The organism is Myxococcales bacterium (assembly GCA_016716835.1).
In the GTDB taxonomy this organism is placed as follows: Bacteria; Myxococcota_A; Polyangia; order Haliangiales; family Haliangiaceae; genus JADJUW01.
In genome coordinates, this window is the sequence record JADJUW010000001.1 from 2,321,684 (window position 1) to 2,339,958 (window position 18,275).

An 18,275-nucleotide genomic window follows, 5' to 3' on the forward strand; every position below is an offset into this window, starting at 1 on the left:
TAGTGACTATTGCGCGACAAATACATTGTCAATCGCGAACGCCCAGTGGCCGTAGTCAAACGTGCCCGACACGAACACCTTGGCTTGGCCGGCCATCGCTTGTTCTAGCTTCGCGACCTCGCCGGGCGAGAGCGTCGCGTCAAACAAGATATCCGGCTGCGTGCGGATCGGCTCGGCGCCATCGAGCACCCAATAGTCAAGGCCGCCGTCGTCGGTGCGGTGCAGCTCGGCGAGCTCAAGGCCGCGCTCTTGGCGCGCGATCGGAGACACAAAGAGCGCTTTCACTTTCTTCACGCCATCGACGTAGTCCGTACCGTACGCCATGCCCTCGATGGTTTCCCAGGTGAGCTTGCCGCGCACGACAATGCTAACGGCTGGCGCGGCGACGCCCGCCGCTTGCAGCGCATCAATACCCTTGCTCACCGCGGTTTCCGCCGCCGCAGATGGTTCATAGTTCCACACCAAGCAGCGATCGGGTGTGGCGCTGGCCCACAAGCAATTGTGGGGTGCCGAGATGCCGTAGGCCTGGCCCACGCCCCACGTGTAGCGCGATGGGTGCTCTGCCGGGTCAGCAGCGAGCTCTTCCGCGCTACGAGGGGTCGCAATCAGCGAGTAGTGGAAGTAGCTCGATTTGTCATCGTCGTCGCGCGATGGATCGGTTGCATCGCTCGCGATGCAACTCGCGCTAGCCGCCAACAGGGTGGCGCCGCTGAGCAAGCAGGTAGCCAACAGGCGCGATGAGTTGTTTGTCTGACTTATTTGAGTGTACTTCTTCATGTTTCGAAGTTGTTGCAATGGCCGTACCAAGTTCCGTGCGCCTTAAGTGTCTGGCCAATGAGCCTTAACACACTGTCAGCAGGCAGGTTGCACGCCGAAGCCAGGCGCAAGTGAGGATGGTGGACCCGGCCCGGTCGCTAGGCAGCTCCTAGAACTGCCAGCAAGTGGCTAGTAGGGTTGCAACGTCATCGCGATGACCGGGCCAGACGTAGGGGCACGACGAATTCAAAATGAGATGATCGGCGTTAGCCCCTGCTCGGCGAGGCGTTTGGTCGCTTCGGCGATGGTTTTCTTCAAGCGCACCTGCGGATCAGGATGGTTGCGTTGCTTGCCATTGACGCCCATCTTAGCGGCCATCTCCGCGTAGTATTGCGCCGCCAGCACCGCGCCCTCCGGGCGAAATCCCGAAGCGGCCGCGAGCGCTTCCCCGAGCTTGTCGGCGACGTGCTCAGCACCACGCCGTTGCCCAGCCTTGCCATCTTGAAAGCGCTTGGTGTCGTGCCGCCAGTTGTGCGTCATCTCGTGGCCTATCACCGCAGCGATCATGCCATCGACCAAGGCGTCGACTTCTTGGTCTGGCAAGGTATGTCGGCTGGTCACAAATTCACGAAAAGCAAAGACTTCATTTTCGTTGAGATACACGCCGCCATCGATCGCGACCGCGTACCGGATATAGAACGCCCCCCCGGCTAACACGAACTTGTGGGCTTCATCTGGATACGCGCCATTAGCCAACATCGTGCCTCGCACCCGATCGTAGATGCCATAAACATGAGCTTGTTGCGCAGGCGATAGCCGCGTCGCTGGCGGCGGCGACACGGCCCAACGCGGTATTCCGTGAAACTGAGCAAGAGATTGACGAAAATCGAGACCCCTCGAACGCAGCCGAGTCAGCGATTCGGCTAAGCCTTTCGGTTTGGTTTTTAAGCTCAGAACATCGGCTGGCGCACGTGTACGCGGTCCGGCGGCGGCGCGCTGGGGCCTTGGGTCCCCAAGCAGGCTCGGCGCCAGGGCCAAATTCCAGGCCAGGGCCACCATGAGACAGGTCTTGCTTACTACAGCGTGGGCAGGCTTCATGCTCGCGAGATCAATGCAAGCGCCCTGCCAGCGCGCGCACATTACTCGGGCGGGGTGACCTTAAGTCCTGCGACTTCTGCGGCCGTCAGATCGCGCCACGCGCCGCGGCGAAGGCTGCCGAGGGTGAGATGCATAAAGCGCACGCGCTCGAGCCGCACCACCTCGTAGCCGAGGAATTCGCACATGCGGCGGATTTGCCGATTGAGACCCTGCGTGAGGATCAGACGAAACGTGTGCTTGTCGATCCGTGTCGCGACGCACGGCTTGGTGATGGTGTCGAGCACCGGCACGCCGCGCGCCAGGCGCTCGAGAAAGCGATCGCTTATCGGATTGTTCACCTCGACCACATATTCTTTTTCGTGACCGTTTTCGACGCGCAGCACCTGGTTGACGATATCGCCGTCGTTGGTGAGCAAGATGATGCCTTCAGAATCTTTGTCGAGCCGCCCGATCGGGAAGATGCGCTCGCGGTGGTTGATGAAGTCGATGATGTTGCCGTGCACGTGGCGCTCGGTGGTGCAGGTGATGCCGAGCGGCTTGTTGACCATGAGATAGACCGGTGCCACCGCCTTGCGCGATGGGCCGACCGCCTGGCCGTCGACCGCCACCACGTCGCCCTCGGCGACCTGCGTGCCAAGCTCCACGCGCTTCCCATTGATTGTCACGCGGCCGGCCTCGATGACCTTGTCGGCCTCGCGGCGCGACCAGCGCCCGGTTTCGCTGAGGAACTTATTTAACCGCACGGCGGGTACATAGCATGGGGTGGCGGGCGGCCGGGCGAAGAAAGACGCCAAGGATTGGCCCATGTGATGGGCGGCGCTTACGATGCCAGCCTATGAAAACTTTGATGCAACGGGCGTGGGCGGTGGTGGTGGTGGTGGGCTTGGCGGTGGTGCTCCGGCCAGGCGAGGCGGTCGCCGATGGCCCCACCGTCGCCGTGCGATTCGAAGATCGCACCACCGACTTTGGCAGGCTCCACGTCAACTTGGCCCTGCTCGGCTATCAGTTTTCGAAACCATCGGGCGGCCTGACGTCTTCGGCTACGGTGGTCTACGACCTGCACCGCCGCGTCGCGTGGCGCGTGCACGCGACGACGCCCTTGCTGATTGTCGCCGGCGGTGAGCATGCGCCTTGGCGCGGCGAGGCCATGATGCAATTTTGGGTCAAGGACACCCACGACAAGGAGCAAGAGTATTTGCATTTGTCCTCGCAGCGCCGAGGCGACATGATCGAAACCGAGTCGGTCAACGTGCCGATCGTAACGCGCAACAAACAAGGCCTGGGGCTCGGCCTCATCTATAATATGCGTGATGCCAAGGCCGATATCGGCGGTACCTCTACTAGCTTTACCGAACACAACCTCATCGCGGTCGCCGGCATGCATACGACGAGCGCAACCGGCTATCGCGCCGCCGTGCAAGGCTATGGCAAGCGCAGTGCGTATCGCTGGATGTCGGTCGGCCTCGACGCAATGGCGCGCGCCCTGCAAACCACGGACGCGCCCGAGCCGGGTGCGCGTTGGGGCGGCCGCCTATGGGCCGAGGGCATCTTCTTCAAGCCCGCGGGCATCTCGACACGCCTCGAAGTGGGTAAGTACCCAGGACATATCGGTTGGGTCTTTGGCATCAGCGTCGGCGGTGGCTTTCACATGTGACGAGGCCCCACCGGCGTGCATAAGCGCAGCGGCTATGGTACGCCGCGGGCATGAAACGAACGCTAGCTTCATTTGTTACAGGCGTCGCCCTGGCGGCCATCGCGCTCACCGGGTGCGCCTCAAAAGGCACAGCTTCTGGCGCCAAGGCGCCAACGACCTCGGCGACGGAGGGCTCCAAGGTGGAGGGCAAGGTCGCCGCCGAGCTGGTGCGCCTGCCTGCCGAGCTACCGACCGAAGCGGCGTGGACAAAAGCGACCCCAGGCGAGGCGCTCATCCCGCGCGCTGATTTGTTTGGCAACCCCCGAATTCGCGGCCGCCAAGGTGAGCCCTAACGGGAAGTACATTTCGTGGAGCGCGCCGGTGCGCGGCGTCATGAACATTTGGGTGCGCGGCGTCGCCGACGATGAGTTTGCGGCCAAGCCTGCCGGCACTGGCACGGCCGCGCGCGCCATCACCAATGGCACCGATCGCCCCATCACGCGCCACGTTTGGAGCGCCGACAGCAAATACATTTTGTATTTTCAAGATGACGACGGCGATGAAAATTTTGGCATTTATCGCGCGGACGTTGCGACCGGCGAGTCAAAGGTGCTGGTCAAGGCGCCCGACGTGGCCGCCCAGTTGATCCACGTATCCGACAAGCATCCTGAATCGATCCTGGTGGGCCTCAACGATCGCAATCCGCAGTATCACGACGTCTATCGCGTCGAGCTCGCGACCGGCAAGAAGACCCTGCTCTATCAAAACGACAAGTTTGCCGGCCTTACGCCCGATGATGACTACGTGCTCCGCGTCGCCATGGCGCCGCGTCCCGATGGCGGCCTGGACATGTTTTCGCGCGGCCCCGACGTCATCGCGACGCCTGCCGCCCCGGCGGCAACGGCGGCAAAGCCCACGGTCGCGACCAAGCCTGCGCCGGTTGACGCCATTAACTGGCAGCCGCTGCTGACGATTCCACAAGCAGATGCCAATACCACTGGGATCGAAGGCATTACGCCAGATGGTCAATTTGCCTACTTCGTCGATTCTCGCGGGCGCGACACGGCCGGCTTGTATTTGCTGTCGCTTGCGGACAAGTCGTCCAAGCTAATTGGCAGCAATCCAAAGGCCGATATCTCGGATGCGATGACGCACCCCAAGACCGGCGTCATCGAGGCCTATGCGACCGAATACGAGAAACCAGAATGGAAGGTGCTCGACAAGGGCGTCGACGCCGAGCTCAAGGCGATTCGCAAGAGCCTCGCGGCGGCCGGCGCCTCAATCGACGTCGCGAGCCGCTCGCAAGATGACAAGCTATGGGTGATTCATGCGTCCAGCGATATCGATCCCGGCTCCTATTGGCTGTGGAGCCGCGAGCACAAACGCGGCCTCAAGCTCGGCGACATCATGCCCAAGTTGGCGGCGGCGCCGCTTTCGCGCATGCATCCCGTGATCATCAAGGCGCGAGATGGTCTGCCGCTCGTTTCGTATCTCTCGGTGCCCCGCGCCGCCGATCCAAAACAAGTTGGCAAGCCAAAATCGCCGCAGCCACTCGTGCTCCTGGTGCACGGCGGGCCGTGGGCGCGCGACTCCTGGGGCTTTGACAATCTCACCCAGCTGCTGACCAATCGCGGCTACGCAGTCTTGCAGGTCAACTTTCGCGGCTCGACCGGCTTTGGCAAGGGCTTCATCAATGCCGCCGACAAGCAGTGGGGCAAGGCCATGCACACCGATTTACTCGATGCCGTGGCGTGGGCGCAAAAAGGCGGCATCGCCGATCCGAAGAAGGTCTGCATCATGGGCGGCAGCTACGGTGGCTATGCCACGCTGGCGGGGCTGACGCTGACACCTGATGCCTTTGCCTGTGGCGTCGACATCGTCGGGCCGTCGAATCTAGTAACGCTCGTGCAGTCGATTCCTGCGTACTGGGCGCCAATGATTGCCGTGTTTAAGACGCGCATCAACGACTGGACGACGCCCGAGGGCAAGCAGGCCATGCTCGATGTTTCACCGATTACGCACGTCAAGGCGATTAAGCGCCCGTTGCTTATCGCGCAAGGCGCCAACGACCCACGCGTCAAGCAAGCCGAATCCGACAGCATCGTCGCGGCGATGCAGGCCAATGCCATCCCGGTGTCATATGTATTGTTTCCCGACGAAGGCCATGGCTTTCGCCGACCCGAGAACAACCAGGCGTTCTTTGCCATCGCCGAGGCATTTCTGGCGGCGCATCTCGGCGGCACGTTTCAGCCCATGATGCCCGCCGAATGGAATAATTCGTCGGCGACCATGCCGGTGGGGCCCGAAGGCATCCCAGGCCTACGCGACGCGGTGAAGTAACCGCCCCGGCATCGACAAGCGCAGCGACGGTGAGAGCGATCAACATGAAACCCATGCGGATCCTGCTCGCCACGCCGCCAATGACGCAGCTCAATACGCCGTACCCCGCGACGGCCTACTTGACGGGCTTTTTGCGGCTGCATGCCGACGCGTTAGCGCTCGACGTGCGCCAGGCCGATCCAGCGCTGACGTTGTTTTTGCGCTTGTACTCGCGCGCGGGGCTGACCGACGTGGCGGCGCAGCTCGCCTCACCTGCCGCCGCCTCGCGTCGCGACGCCTCGCCCTCGGTGCAGTTTTTTCATGAGGCCGCAGTTTCATATATAGATACTGTCGACGCCGTGATTCGCTTTTTGCAGGGCCGCGATCCTGGGCTGGCCTTGCGCATCGTGACGCGCGAATTTTTGCCGGAGGGCCCGCGCTTTCTAACCATTGGTGGCGATGATGCCGAGGGTAGCGGGGGCCATGGCGCGGACGACACCTTGCCATGGGCATTTGGCGCGCTCGGCCTGCAAGACAAGGCAAAATACCTGGCGAGCCTCTACGTCGACGACCTCGCCGACGTGCTGCGCGACGGTATCGACGCGCGCTTTGCGTTGTCGCGCTATGGCGAGCGGCTCGCGGCAAGCGCGCCGTCGTTTCAGCCCATCGCCGATGCGTTGATCGCCGCGCCAACCTTGGTAGATGCCTATCTCGACGACATTACCCGAAAACTACTCGCGGAGCACAGGCCCGACATCCTTGGGCTGACCGCGCCGTTCCCCGGCAATGTCTATGGCGCCTTTCGCATGGCGCGCGTGTGCAAGGAGGTCTCACCCCACACCACGGTCGTGCTAGGCGGCGGCTACGTCAACACGGAGTTGCGCGAACTCGCCGAACCGCGCGTTTTCGACACAGTCGACTTCATTGCGTTTGACGACGGCGAGCGGCCATTGCTCGCGCTGATCGACCACCTGCGCGATCAGACCAAGCCTTTGCTGCGCACCATGGTGCGGCGCGATAACCGCGTCGTCATGCTCACCGACCCTTCGCTGCACGACATTCCGCACCGCGATGTCGGCACGCCCACCTACGACGGCCTGCCGCTGGTCAGCTACGTCTCGCTGTTTGAAATGCTCAATCCGATGCATCGCCTGTGGTCGGACGGCCGGTGGAACAAGCTCACCGTCGCGCATGGCTGTTATTGGAAGAAGTGCACGTTTTGCGACATTACGCTCGACTATATTGGGCGTTACGACCAGGCCTCGGCCGATGTCCTCGTCGATCGCATCGAAGCGATGATGGCCGAAACCGGTCAAAGCGGCTTTCACCTCGTCGACGAGGCGGCGCCACCCGCGGCGCTCAAAGCGCTGGCCGAGCGGCTCATTGCGCGCAAGGTCGTGATCACGTGGTGGGGCAATGTCCGTTTTGAGAAGACGTTCACGCCCGCGCTCGCGCAGCTGCTCGCGGAATCTGGCTGCGTCGCGATCAGCGGCGGGCTGGAAGCCGCTTCGGACCGGCTGCTTACGCTGATGAAAAAAGGCGTCACCGTCGAGCAAGTCGCCCGCGTCACGCGCGCCTTCACCGACGCCGGCATCATGGTGCATGCGTATCTCATGTACGGCTTTCCCAGCCAGACCATGCAAGAGACCATCGACGCGCTCGAACGCGTGCGCCAGCTCTTCGACGCGGGTTGCCTGCAATCGGCGTTTTGGCACCGCTTTGCGGCAACCACCCATAGCCCGATTGGCAAGGCCCCGGAGCTATTTGGCATTACCGTGCGAAAGTCACCAGCTGAGCAGGCCGCCGCCCGTGCTAAGGCGCCGCCCTTTGCTCGCAACGACCTCGACTTCGCCGATGCGGTCGCCTGCGACCACGACGCGCTCGGCATCGGCCTGAAACGCGCGCTCTATAATTATATGCAGGGCACGGGGTTTGACGTCGACCTGCGTACGTGGTTTGACATCGCGGTGCCGGCGCCCCAGGTACCGCGCCGGCTTATCGCCGACGCCCTGCGGTAGTCGCCCGCCCGCCGCTCGCCCTGGGCCCACTTCCGCGCTATGGTGGCACTGGCGCGCGATGCGGCCTATCTCCTGGGTATCTATGCAAAAAAAATCCTTGGTTCGAATCGGCATGGCGCTCGCTGTGGTGGCGGGCGTCGTGGCGCTCTTGATGTGGAAGCCGTGGGCGGGCAGCAGCGACGGCGCGCTGAAATACACCACGGTCGAGGTTAAGAAGGGCACGATTTCCGCGCAGGTAACCGCCACCGGCACGCTCGCGGCCAACAACACGGTGCTTGTCGGCGCTCAGGTCTCGGGCCGCGTTGTCGAAATTTTCGTCGACTTCAACGACAAGGTCAAAAAGGGCCAAGTCATCGCCCGGCTCGATCCGAGCGTGCTCGAGGCGCAGCTACAACAGCAATCGGCAAGCCTGGCCTCGGCCGACGCTAATTTGCAGCGCGCACAAGTGGTCCTTGAAGACGCCAAACGCCAATTCGAGCGACAAAAAGGCCTGCGCGAACAAGATCTAACCGCCGCCACCGCCTTTGAGGCAGCACAGGTCGCGCTCGACTCCGCGACCGCGGGTGTCGCCGTGGCGCAGGCGAGCAAACGCCAAGCCCAGGCCGCCGTGTCGCAGGCGCGGCTCAATCTCAGCTATTCGACGATCTACTCGCCGGTCGACGGCGTGGTGATCTCACGCTCGGTCGACGTCGGGCAAACCGTGGCGGCCTCGCTGCAAGCGCCGACGCTGTTCACGATTGCCGAAGACCTCGCGCGCATGAAAATCGACACCTCGGTCGCCGAAAGCGACATCGGCAACATCGCCGCCGAGATGAAGGCGGTGTTTACCGTCGATGCCTTTCCCGGCCGCAACTTCGACGGCCGCGTGCTGCAGGTGCGTTATTCGCCAACCACGGTGCAAGGCGTCGTGACCTACAACGCCGTGATCGCGGTCGATAACACCGACCTTTCGCTCAAGCCCGGCATGACCGCGAACATCACCTTTGTCCTCAATGAGGTCAAAGATGCGATCAAGCTGCCCAATTCGGCGCTGCGCTTTAAGCCGACGCCCGACGATATGAAGGCCTTGTTTGCCGCCTCGGGTATGAAGCGCCCCGAAGGCAAGGGCCCGCCCGGCGCAGGCGGACCACCAGGCGGTGGCCCAAGTGGCGGAGGTCCGAGCGGTGGCGGCGGCGGGCGTGGCCAAGGCGGTGGCGGCGCGGCAGACCGCGTGATGCTGTGGAAACTCGTCGATGGCAAGCCGCAACCCGCGCGGGTCAAGACCGGCCTCACCGATGGCTCGACGACGCAGCTCGTCGAAGGCGACATCAAAGAAGGCGACTTGCTCATCACCGAGGTCACCGGTGTACCCAAGGCCCGGCGCAAGATGGGGGCTTTTTAGTGAGCGCGCTGATCGAGATGCGCGGCATCTCGCGCGTGTATCGCATGGGCGATACCGAGCTGCGCGCGCTCGACGGCGTCGACGTCACCATTGAGCGCGGCGAGAGCGTGGCAATCATGGGCACCTCGGGGTCGGGCAAGTCGACCCTGATGAACATCATGGGTTGCCTCGATACGCCGACGAGCGGCACGTACAGCTTGCTTGGGCAAGACGTCGCCAAGATGACGCGCACCGAACTTGCGCAGGTACGCGGCGCGCGGCTTGGCTTTGTCTTCCAGAGCTTTAACCTGCTGTCTCGCACCACCGCGCTCGATAACGTCGCGCTGCCACTGATCTATCAAGGCGCGTCGGCTCGCGAGCGACGCGAACGCGCCGCGGCGGCGCTCGCCACGGTGGGCCTCGCTGAGCGCACCCACCATGTGCCCAGCGAGCTCTCGGGCGGCCAACAACAACGCGTCGCGATTGCCCGCGCGCTAGTGACGAAACCGGAAATCATCATGGCCGATGAGCCCACCGGCGCGCTCGATAGCAAGACCAGCGCCGATGTCATGGCGCTGCTGCAATCGCTGGTCGACGGCGGCTTTACGCTGATCTTGGTGACCCACGAGGCCGACATCGCGGCCTATGCCGGGCGCGTCATCGTGCTGCGCGATGGCAAGATCATCGAGGACCGCCGGCAAACCCCGGTGCGCGCGGTCAGCCACGCGGGAGGCGTTGCGGCATGAATGTGCGCGCCACCTTTTCGATCGCAGCCGTCGCGCTGATGCGCAACAAGATGCGCTCGGCGCTCACCGTGCTCGGCATCGTCATCGGCATCGCCGCCGTGGTCGCGACGGTGTCGATCGGCACCGGGGCCAAGGAGAGCGTCGGCAAGATCTTCGAGGCCATGGGCACCAACATGTTGACCGTGCGCTCCAACGCCACGCGCACCGCGGGCATTGCCGGCGCCGCGGGCAGCGGCACAACCCTGACCTGGGACGACCTGCAGGCCATCGACGATGAAGCCTCGGCCGTCGTGGCGCTGGCGCCGGTGATGGAGACGCGGACGCAGGTCGCCTCCGAAGAACAGAACTGGAATACGCAGATTACCGGCACCACGCCGAGCTATTTCAAGATTCGCAATTGGAAGATCAAGAGCGGCGCCTTCTTTGACGAAGACGCCAATGCGGCCGGGGCCAAGGTGGCACTCATTGGCACTACGGTGGCCAAAGAACTCTATGGCACGAGCAATCCCATTGGACAGCCACTGCGCATTAGCGGGCAGGTTTTTGAGATCGTCGGCGTCTTGGCGAGCAAGGGCAATACGCCGTGGGGCAGCGACTACGACGATACGGTGATCATTCCGGCGAAGACGTTTACCGCCAAGCTACAAAGCAGCCTCGGGCGCTACCTCAAAGGAAATATCATTGTCTCCGCCGCGAGCGAGGCTGACACCACGCGCGCCGAGACGCAGATCACCACGATCTTGCGCGATCGCCACAAAATATCGGCGCAGGACGAGGACGACTTTTCGATTCGCAACATGGCGGAATTTGCCAAGGCGCAGAAGGAATCGACCAACACCATTACCACCCTGCTCTCCGCGGTCGCCGCGGTGTCGCTGCTCGTCGGCGGCATCGGCGTCATGAACATCATGTTAGTCAGCGTCATCGAGCGCACCCGCGAGATTGGCATCCGCATGGCGGTGGGCGCCACGCCGAGCAACGTGCTGGCGCAATTTCTCACCGAGGCCATCGTGCTTTCGGTGATTGGCGGCGTCGTCGGGCTCTTTGTCGGCTGGTTCGCGTCGCTTCAGATGGCCAAAAACTTCGGCTGGTCGTCGCCATTTCCCACCGACGCCGCCGTCCTGGCGTTTGCCGTCTCGGCCATCGTCGGCGTCGCCTTCGGCCTCTACCCCGCGCTCAAGGCGTCCAAGCTCAACCCCATTACCGCCCTGCGCTATGAATCATAGCCAAGCAAAGGACCTCTGCATGTCGCTCATTGCCCGCGTCGCACCAGCCATCGTCATCGCCGGAGGGATTGCCCTAGCGATGACACCAATCGTCGCTAACGCCGAGCCCGTGGCGTATTCGCTTGAGCGCGCGCTGAGCGAGGGCGTCAGCGTCCACCCGACGCTCGCCGCTCGGCGCGCCGCCACCCTCGCGGCGCAGGCGCGCATCCTAGCGATCACCGCGACCCGGCGTCCGTCGCTTTCGCTGGGCGCCACCGCCGGCATCGGCGGCTCGGCGTCATCAGTGCCCGGCGACGAGCGGAGCTGGTATGAACCGATTGCCGCGTATGCGGCCTCGGCGTCGGCGAGCTGGCGCATCTATGACTTTGGCCAAACCGCGGCCGGTCGCCAAAGCAGCGAGGCCTCCGCCGCCGCTGCGCAGGCCGCTGAAGCCACCGCCGAGCTCGACGTGCGCACGGCCATAGCCAGCGCGTATATGAACGCGGTGGCGCGCAAGCAACTCTTGACCGTGCAAACCGACGCCTTGGCACGCGAACAATTTTATTTGGAGCAGGCGCTGGCCTTTGTCCGCGCCGGCTCAAAAGACCCTATTGAAAAAGCGCAGGCGCAAAGTCGCGTCGCCACCGCGCGCACCGCGCTAATTCGCGCCGAGGGCGAGCTCGACCTCGCGCGCGCCAGGCTGCGCGAGGCGATCGGCATCGAAGATCCGTCGCTGCAAATTGACGTCGTCGAGGGCTGGCCTGCCGGCCTCGCACAAACACCCGAGAGCCTGAGCACGTTCCTGGAAGCGGCGTGGAACAACCGTCCCGAAATGGCGGAGTATGCGGAACAGCTACGCGCCGCCGAGCTATCGCACAAAGCCGCTAAGCTCGGCCAGGCGCCCGTGCTCTCGCTCGCGGGCAACGCGCAGCAACCGCTGTTTAGCCAAGATCGCGACACGCCCACCTGGCAGGTCGGCGCTAGCCTTGCATGGTCGATTTTTGATGGCGGTCGCCGTCGCGCCAATACCCGCGAGAGTGCCGCCGGCGTCGCCAGCGTGAGCGCCGGCCGCGACTTGCTGCGCCTGCGCATCAGCGCGGAAGTTGAATCGGCGTGGGTGGCGATTCGCTCGGGCCGCGCGACGATCGACGCCGCCGACGAAGCCGTCGTCTTCGCCAAGGAACAATTGCGACTTGCCGAGGCGCGTTATCAACAAGGCGTCGGCAGCCGCATCGAACTCTCGGAAGCACAAAGCGGCGCGATCGTCGCGGCAGGCCAGCGCATCGAAGCGCAATGGGCACTCGCGCTGGCGTGGCTTGCGCTCGAGCGCGCTGTAGGGAAACCTATGATAACGAACTCGGCGGATGCGCAACTTGCGCCGCCGTAGCGCGCCGCTTACCATTTTAACGTGCTTCGTCCGATCGCGACCGGTATCGCCGCTATCCTGCTCGGCCTGGGCATTTTTTATTTTTCGTGGTGGGAAATTGACCCGCAAAAAATGTTGTCAGCGGCCAGCTCGCAGATGGCCATGATGCCTGGCCAAGTCGCGGATGGGCAGGCCGACATGGTCGCTGCGGCGCAGGAGCAGTTTGCCTCTATGGGCAAGATGAGCTTCGTGATCAAGCTAAACAAGGGCACAGTTTGCGCGATGGGCGCGTGCCAGTCGGTCGAAATCGACAAGATGTCGCGCTTTGGGCTGACGTGGTTTTTAGGAATCTTTGTATTCTTCGGACTGATTTGGATCACATGGGCGGGCTTGCAAGGCGATTATTCGCCGCCATTTCTGGTCGGCATCATGGGAGGCTCCGTCTTATTGCTGCTGATGACTTGGTATACCGCCAGCAGCGAGCCCGAGATCCTGCAACTGTTTGGAGTGCAGCGCGGCAACGGGCCCCTGGCGACTGCGGCGGGCGCGATCTTGGGCATCGTCGGCGTCATCGTCTTTCGACGCGGGGCCGATGCGACCTCGGCCATGGGCGGCATGCCATACGTGCCTCAGGTGATCCCACCGCGACCCGCGATGACGCCGGCCCAGCCAAGCGCGACGTCGCCGCAGGCACCGCGTACCACCATGCCACCGGGAGCAGCCGCGAGCAGCAGCTTTGCCGCCGCCCGTGGTGCCACCTCGACGAGTCTGCCGCCGCCTATGCTCGATCTAGATTTGCCAGGCGCCGCGTCTGGCACCCACGCGCTGGCCTTCGCACTACGCGCCGAAGCCACCATCGCCCGCATCTCGCCCAAGGGCATTCAGGCCAAGGTAAACCCTAATGACGCCATCGTCGCCATCGCGTGGGGTGAACTCCAGGAGCTGCGGGTATGGGCGTTGCCTGAAACCGTAGAAGGCGGCCGCGTTTTCGCCGAATTTATCGGCGCCCTCGGCGCGACGATTCGCCTAACCATTGCGACCGATCTGCAATTTCGCGACGTCCAGGTGCCCGAGGGTAGCTTCGACACCAAGTTGGCATTTATCGCCCGGGTCATTCTCAGCCAAAAGCCGGGGTTTATCATCGATGACCAGACCCTCTATTTCATGCGCGGCGAGGCGCCGCCGCCGCGCTTTGCCAATCTGGCCGCATTTCGCGAGCACGACAAAGCGCTGACGTAACGCATGACCAAGGGGCAAGGCGGTGGGCGCACATAACTTCCTGCGCGCAGATAGCGGCCCGCTGAAGCACGATGTAGCGGCAAGGCGGTGGGCGCACATATCTTCCTGCTCGCAGATAGCGCCCCGCTGGAGCACGATGTAGCGGCAAGGCGGTGGGCGCACATATCTTCCTGCTCGCAGATAGCGCCCCTCCGGAGCATGTTGAGACGCCTGTGGTATCCACCACCGCCAGTGCCACCAACTCCGCCCTGCAATCTATGCTCGCGGAAGAGACGTGCGCCCACCACCCTGCCGCCGCTTGTTGCTAGCTACCAACGCCGTACCCGTGCTATAGGCCAGCGCTATGGCGGACATCGTCCTCGCCACGCTCAACGCCAAGTATATCCATGCGGCTTTCGGGTTGCGGAATTTGCGCGCCAATTTGGGCGACCTGCGCACGCGCAGCGTCATCCTCGAGTTTGACATCAACCAACGCCCGATCGACATCGCGGAGGCGATCTTGGCGCAAAAACCGACCATCATCGGGCTTGGCGTTTACATCTGGAACACGGTGCCGAGCACGGAGCTCGTATCCCTCTTAAAGCGCATCGCACCGGAGGTGACGGTTATCGTCGGCGGCCCCGAGGTCAGCCACGAAACCGAGCAGCAAGAAATTGTCCGATTGTCGGACTATGTTGTCATCGGCGAAGGTGAAGATGCATTTCGCAGCCTATGTGAAGGCATCTTGCAAACGGGGCGCCGCCCGCTGACGAAGGTGGTGCAAGGCGGCCTGCCCGACCTCACGGCGCTCACCCTGCCCTACGGCGAATACACCGACGACGATTGTGCTCACCGCGTCGTCTACGTCGAGGCGTCGCGCGGCTGTCCGTTTAGCTGCGAGTTTTGCCTGTCGTCGCTCGATACGAAGGTTAGGCAATTCCCGCTCGCGCCGTTTTTGGCGGCGATGGATGACCTGCTCGCCCGCGGCGTGCGCCAGTTCAAGTTCGTCGACCGCACGTTTAACCTCCACATCGCGACCGGCAAGGCGATCTTGCAGTTCTTCTTAGATCGCATGCAGCCCGGCCTATTCGTGCATTTCGAAATGGTGCCAGACAGGCTGCCCGATGACCTGCGCGCGCTCATTGCGCAATTTCCTGCCGGTTCGTTGCAATTTGAGATCGGCGTGCAGACGCTCAATCCCGAGGTCGAGGCGCTGATTTCGCGGCGGCAAAACCACGCCAAGATGCGCGACAACATCGAATGGCTGCAGCGCGAGACGGGCACGCACTTGCACGTCGATCTCATCATTGGCCTGCCCGGCGAAGACGTCGCGTCGTTTGCCGCAGGGTTTGACCAGCTGGTCGCATTCGGGGTGCAAGAAATCCAGGTTGGCGTCCTCAAGCGCCTGCGCGGCACACCGATCATGCGCCACGATGACGCGTGGGCCATGGTCTACAGCAGCCATCCGCCCTATGAGATCCTCAGCACCACGCTGATCGATTTTGCGACCATGCAGACGCTGCGACGCTTTGCGCGCTTTTGGGACGTCTTTGGCAACAGAGGCAGCTTTGTGCAATTGCGCCCGCTGCTGCTCGCCGGCGACTCGGCCTTCGCGAGCTTCTTTGACTTTTCGCAGTGGGTTTACGCCGAGGTCGGCCGCACGGCGTCGATTGCGCTGAATCGACAATTTGAGCTGGTCTGGACCTACCTTACCGAGGTGCGGCAACTCGCCCCGACCAAGGTGGCCGAGGTCATGATGGCCGACATGGAGCGCACCGGCCGCACCGATCCGCTGCCCTTTCTGGACGCGTATATCGATCGCGAGGCGCTGCGCGTTCGCCGCAAAGCCGCGCGGCCGCTGCCGAGCCGCCAGGCGCGCCACGCCGGGTAGCCGCGCCGCGATCGTCGGTGTGGCACGATGCCACCGCGCGCCGCCTAGCCAGCATCGCCCACCTGCGCTACCAACGCGGCATGCAAGCCATCTCACTGCACAAGAGCAACCTGCGCCCGTGGGGCACCGGCGACCTCAGCCCATTTTGTATCAAGCTCGAGACGTACCTGAGGGTCAAGCAATGGCCGTACAAGCTGCGCGGCGCCAGCATGACCAAGGCCCCCAAGGGCAAAGTGCCGTACGTGCAAATTGGCGACGAGGTTATGGGCGATTCGGGGCTAATCATTGCCCGGCTCGAGGCCGAATCGGGCAACGAGCTCACGTCCTGGCTCTCGCCCTTGCAACGTGCGCAAGACCACTTGGTGCGTCGCACCATGGAAGAGGGCTACTATTTTGTTGGCCTGTACCTGCGCTGGGTGAAAGACGCCGGCTTTGTCGTCGTCGCACCAGAGTTTCGCAAATTTATTCCCAAGGCTGCGGCGTGGGCCGTCATCCCGATGATTCGCAAAAAGGTACGTAGCGCCGCCCACGCCCAAGGGATTGGCCGCCACAGCGAGGCCGAGGTCAATCAATTCGGCATCGCCGACATGACCGCCATCGCCACCTTGCTAGGTGACAAACCCTTTATGCTCGGCGACAAGCTCGCGCTCTGCGACATCACGGTGTTTGCGTTTCTCGAGTCGCTGCTCGGCCCACCGATCGACAGCGAGCTCAAGACCTTTGTGCTCGCGCAGCAAAATCTCATCGCGTTTCGTCAGCGCATGCGCGCCGCGTATTGGAGCGACTTGGCGTAGGCAGTTGTCAACCTGCGATCGGAAGACATCGAGCGCAGTGTTAGGCGCAGAGCCCCAAATTCGCATTCGCCGCACCGCTGAAAATACCGAGATTGCACGCGACGCCCTCGTCGCACGTGCCAACTTCTACAACCGTGCCAGACGCCTCGGTAATCGAACCGCACATCGCGCCACATTTGACTGGGCCATCCGCGGCCAATCTAAATACGCACGCCGGCGTTGCGCCAAAATTGGCGGTCTGCTGCGCCGCGCAAAATTCCTGCCCTTCTGTGTCATTGGGATCTTCGTCGTCGCGGTCAGCACAGGTACCGGTGCAAATTCCAACGTCATCGTCCGCCGAAAATACGACGCACGACCCATCTGGGCCGCAATCGCCGCTGCTCGTGCACTCGTTGCCAAACGTGAATCCTGTGGGTTCGGGCTCAGGTTCGGGGGATGGCGTTGGCGTCAAGGGCGGCTCGTTGTCTGGCGCTTGCTCATCGCCGCTACACCCCGCCACACATACTGCGCCAACCGCTACGATCAATAATTTTTTCCACATATCGTTTCCCTCTTCCTTGGGCCGAGAGTCATGCAGAAAACAGCGGATTCAAAGCTAGCAGCGGGGTTTCATAGGGCCGCTCGTCAAATCTAAGGTGGCACGTCCTTGCGCTAAGAGACGTTGGCCGTAGCGACGGGACCGGAGGCTGTTCGGCTCACGATGCCCCCCCGCGATCGCTCGCCGCGAAGCGCGTCGCGGCGACCAGCGACGCCAGCCGATAACCGGCGCGCCCGTTTGGCGACACCAGCGGCAAGCCGACCTCCGCGGCGTAGACCTCGAGCGTCGGCACTCGGCGCCGCAGCACCTCCGCGAGCAGCAGGCGAAGATCGAGCTCCGGCAGGGCCAGCTCGCCGCCACCTCCGCGATACAGCCGCAGCGAATGGCCGCCCCAAGTGCAGAGAATGTCCGTTGGCCGGACAAAATTCGTAAACGCCCCATACAGCGCGGCGCGCGGCGGCGCGGCCACAATGTACTCAGGCGCAACTTTCAAATTTTTTGCGGTGCTCGGCGCCAGCCCGTGCGTTGGCGCGGCCAAGCCCGCAAACGTCTCGCCGGTGCTCGGCCGCTGCGCCACCCAGTGAACCAGCTCGTCGCGCTCGCGATGCCTGCCCTCGCGATACGGCCACGCATTGGCCTCGCCAACGACGCAAACCAAGTCCTGCCACCGCGTGCGCAATAGCGTTAGCTCGGGCGACGGCGGCAGCTCGCGCGCCACGCGTTTGCGCAGGCGTTGACGGCGGCCCTCTTTAAATGCCAATTGCGCGTCGACCATGGCGCGAAACGGCACCAGCATGGATGCAAAGCGCTCGGCATCGCCCTCAAGGGCACCGAGCGCGTACATCAGCGATTCGATCGTAGACACCACTTCGTCGCTCGGCTCGCGGCGAATGCGGTATTCGCTCGGCTGCGGCGCGCGAAAGGCATAGCGCGGCAGCGTGCGCAGCATTTCATTGTCGCGCACCACGTTTTTCGCCTGCGACCACGTGCCATCGACCACCACCAGCGTCACCGGCCCGGTCGGTGGCTCCGCCAAGATGTCCTTGGCCTCGGGCCCGGGATAGAGCAAGACCGCCGGCGCCGCCGCGTTGCTCAGCGCCGCCTGCACCTTGGGATCGTCGGCCCACGTGCGCCCAACATGCAACTCCGAATTTGGCAGGCACAAACTTGCCATATGCGCGGTGCCAATCGCTTTGTCGCGCTCGCGCGGATGCTGCAACACCACCACCCGCGTCTGCGTTGGTAATTGCGGCAAGGTCGCGCAGTAACACACCGACGTCGGGCGACGACATCGCGCGCACATGTCTCGCGCCGTCCGCGATGAGGCCTCCAC

At 63.2% G+C, this 18,275-nt stretch carries 16 protein-coding genes; 11 read left to right on the forward strand and 5 right to left on the reverse strand.

Annotated features, from left to right (window positions below; translation table 11 throughout):
- Nucleotides 1-6: 6 nt before the first annotated feature.
- From IPL79_10260 to IPL79_10270, 3 genes are all read right to left on the reverse strand, one after another.
- Nucleotides 7-777 carry a hypothetical protein gene (locus IPL79_10260; protein MBK9071370.1) on the reverse strand — a complete coding sequence of 257 codons (771 nt, stop codon included), beginning with the start codon at nucleotides 775-777 and terminating at the stop codon, nucleotides 7-9.
- A 225-nt stretch (nucleotides 778-1,002) separates the two neighbouring features.
- Nucleotides 1,003-1,596: a hypothetical protein gene (locus IPL79_10265; GenBank protein MBK9071371.1), complete on the reverse strand. Its 594-nt coding sequence runs from the start codon at nucleotides 1,594-1,596 to the stop codon at nucleotides 1,003-1,005.
- Nucleotides 1,597-1,895: 299 nt separating this feature from the next.
- On the reverse strand, nucleotides 1,896-2,660 hold the full coding sequence (locus tag IPL79_10270; GenBank protein ID MBK9071372.1) for a pseudouridine synthase: 765 nt from the start codon (nucleotides 2,658-2,660) through the stop codon (nucleotides 1,896-1,898).
- Between the two features lie 29 nt (nucleotides 2,661-2,689).
- Here IPL79_10270 and IPL79_10275 point away from each other — a divergent pair, with 29 nt between their 5' ends.
- The 11 genes from IPL79_10275 (at nucleotide 2,690) to IPL79_10325 (ending at nucleotide 16,404) form a co-directional block, all read left to right on the forward strand.
- Nucleotides 2,690-3,508: a hypothetical protein gene (locus IPL79_10275; GenBank protein MBK9071373.1), complete on the forward strand. Its 819-nt coding sequence runs from the start codon at nucleotides 2,690-2,692 to the stop codon at nucleotides 3,506-3,508.
- Nucleotides 3,509-3,558: 50 nt separating this feature from the next.
- Nucleotides 3,559-3,840 (forward strand): hypothetical protein, encoded by a 282-nt coding sequence (locus tag IPL79_10280; GenBank protein ID MBK9071374.1) that lies wholly within the window; start codon nucleotides 3,559-3,561, stop codon nucleotides 3,838-3,840.
- Nucleotides 3,830-5,827, forward strand: coding sequence for a S9 family peptidase (locus tag IPL79_10285; protein MBK9071375.1), 1,998 nt, complete (start codon nucleotides 3,830-3,832; stop codon nucleotides 5,825-5,827). Before IPL79_10280 ends, IPL79_10285 begins: the two co-directional genes overlap by 11 nt.
- A gap of 44 nt (nucleotides 5,828-5,871) precedes the next feature.
- Complete coding sequence (locus IPL79_10290) at nucleotides 5,872-7,824, forward strand: radical SAM protein (protein ID MBK9071376.1); 1,953 nt, start codon at nucleotides 5,872-5,874, stop codon at nucleotides 7,822-7,824.
- Nucleotides 7,825-7,906: 82 nt separating this feature from the next.
- Nucleotides 7,907-9,205, forward strand: coding sequence for an efflux RND transporter periplasmic adaptor subunit (locus IPL79_10295; protein MBK9071377.1), 1,299 nt, complete (start codon nucleotides 7,907-7,909; stop codon nucleotides 9,203-9,205).
- A 17-nt stretch (nucleotides 9,206-9,222) separates the two neighbouring features.
- The gene (locus tag IPL79_10300; protein MBK9071378.1) at nucleotides 9,223-9,930 is read left to right on the forward strand and encodes an ABC transporter ATP-binding protein; all 708 of its coding nucleotides are present in this window, start codon (nucleotides 9,223-9,225) and stop codon (nucleotides 9,928-9,930) included.
- A complete protein-coding gene (locus IPL79_10305; GenBank protein MBK9071379.1) occupies nucleotides 9,927-11,156 on the forward strand; it encodes an ABC transporter permease in 1,230 nt (409 codons plus the stop codon). Before IPL79_10300 ends, IPL79_10305 begins: the two co-directional genes overlap by 4 nt.
- 19 nt (nucleotides 11,157-11,175) lie before the next feature.
- Nucleotides 11,176-12,522: a TolC family protein gene (locus tag IPL79_10310; GenBank protein ID MBK9071380.1), complete on the forward strand. Its 1,347-nt coding sequence runs from the start codon at nucleotides 11,176-11,178 to the stop codon at nucleotides 12,520-12,522.
- A gap of 21 nt (nucleotides 12,523-12,543) precedes the next feature.
- Nucleotides 12,544-13,740 carry a hypothetical protein gene (locus tag IPL79_10315; protein ID MBK9071381.1) on the forward strand — a complete coding sequence of 399 codons (1,197 nt, stop codon included), beginning with the start codon at nucleotides 12,544-12,546 and terminating at the stop codon, nucleotides 13,738-13,740.
- A 343-nt stretch (nucleotides 13,741-14,083) separates the two neighbouring features.
- Nucleotides 14,084-15,610 (forward strand): DUF4080 domain-containing protein, encoded by a 1,527-nt coding sequence (locus tag IPL79_10320; GenBank protein ID MBK9071382.1) that lies wholly within the window; start codon nucleotides 14,084-14,086, stop codon nucleotides 15,608-15,610.
- An 80-nt stretch (nucleotides 15,611-15,690) separates the two neighbouring features.
- Nucleotides 15,691-16,404 (forward strand): glutathione S-transferase family protein, encoded by a 714-nt coding sequence (locus IPL79_10325; protein MBK9071383.1) that lies wholly within the window; start codon nucleotides 15,691-15,693, stop codon nucleotides 16,402-16,404.
- A 40-nt stretch (nucleotides 16,405-16,444) separates the two neighbouring features.
- Here the strand turns inward: IPL79_10325 and IPL79_10330 are convergent, their stop codons facing one another.
- Together IPL79_10330 and IPL79_10335 are read right to left on the reverse strand one after the other, a co-directional pair.
- Complete coding sequence (locus IPL79_10330; protein MBK9071384.1) at nucleotides 16,445-16,945, reverse strand: hypothetical protein; 501 nt, start codon at nucleotides 16,943-16,945, stop codon at nucleotides 16,445-16,447.
- Nucleotides 16,946-17,099: 154 nt separating this feature from the next.
- Nucleotides 17,100-18,275 (reverse strand): DTW domain-containing protein, encoded by a 1,176-nt coding sequence (locus IPL79_10335; GenBank protein MBK9071385.1) that lies wholly within the window; start codon nucleotides 18,273-18,275, stop codon nucleotides 17,100-17,102.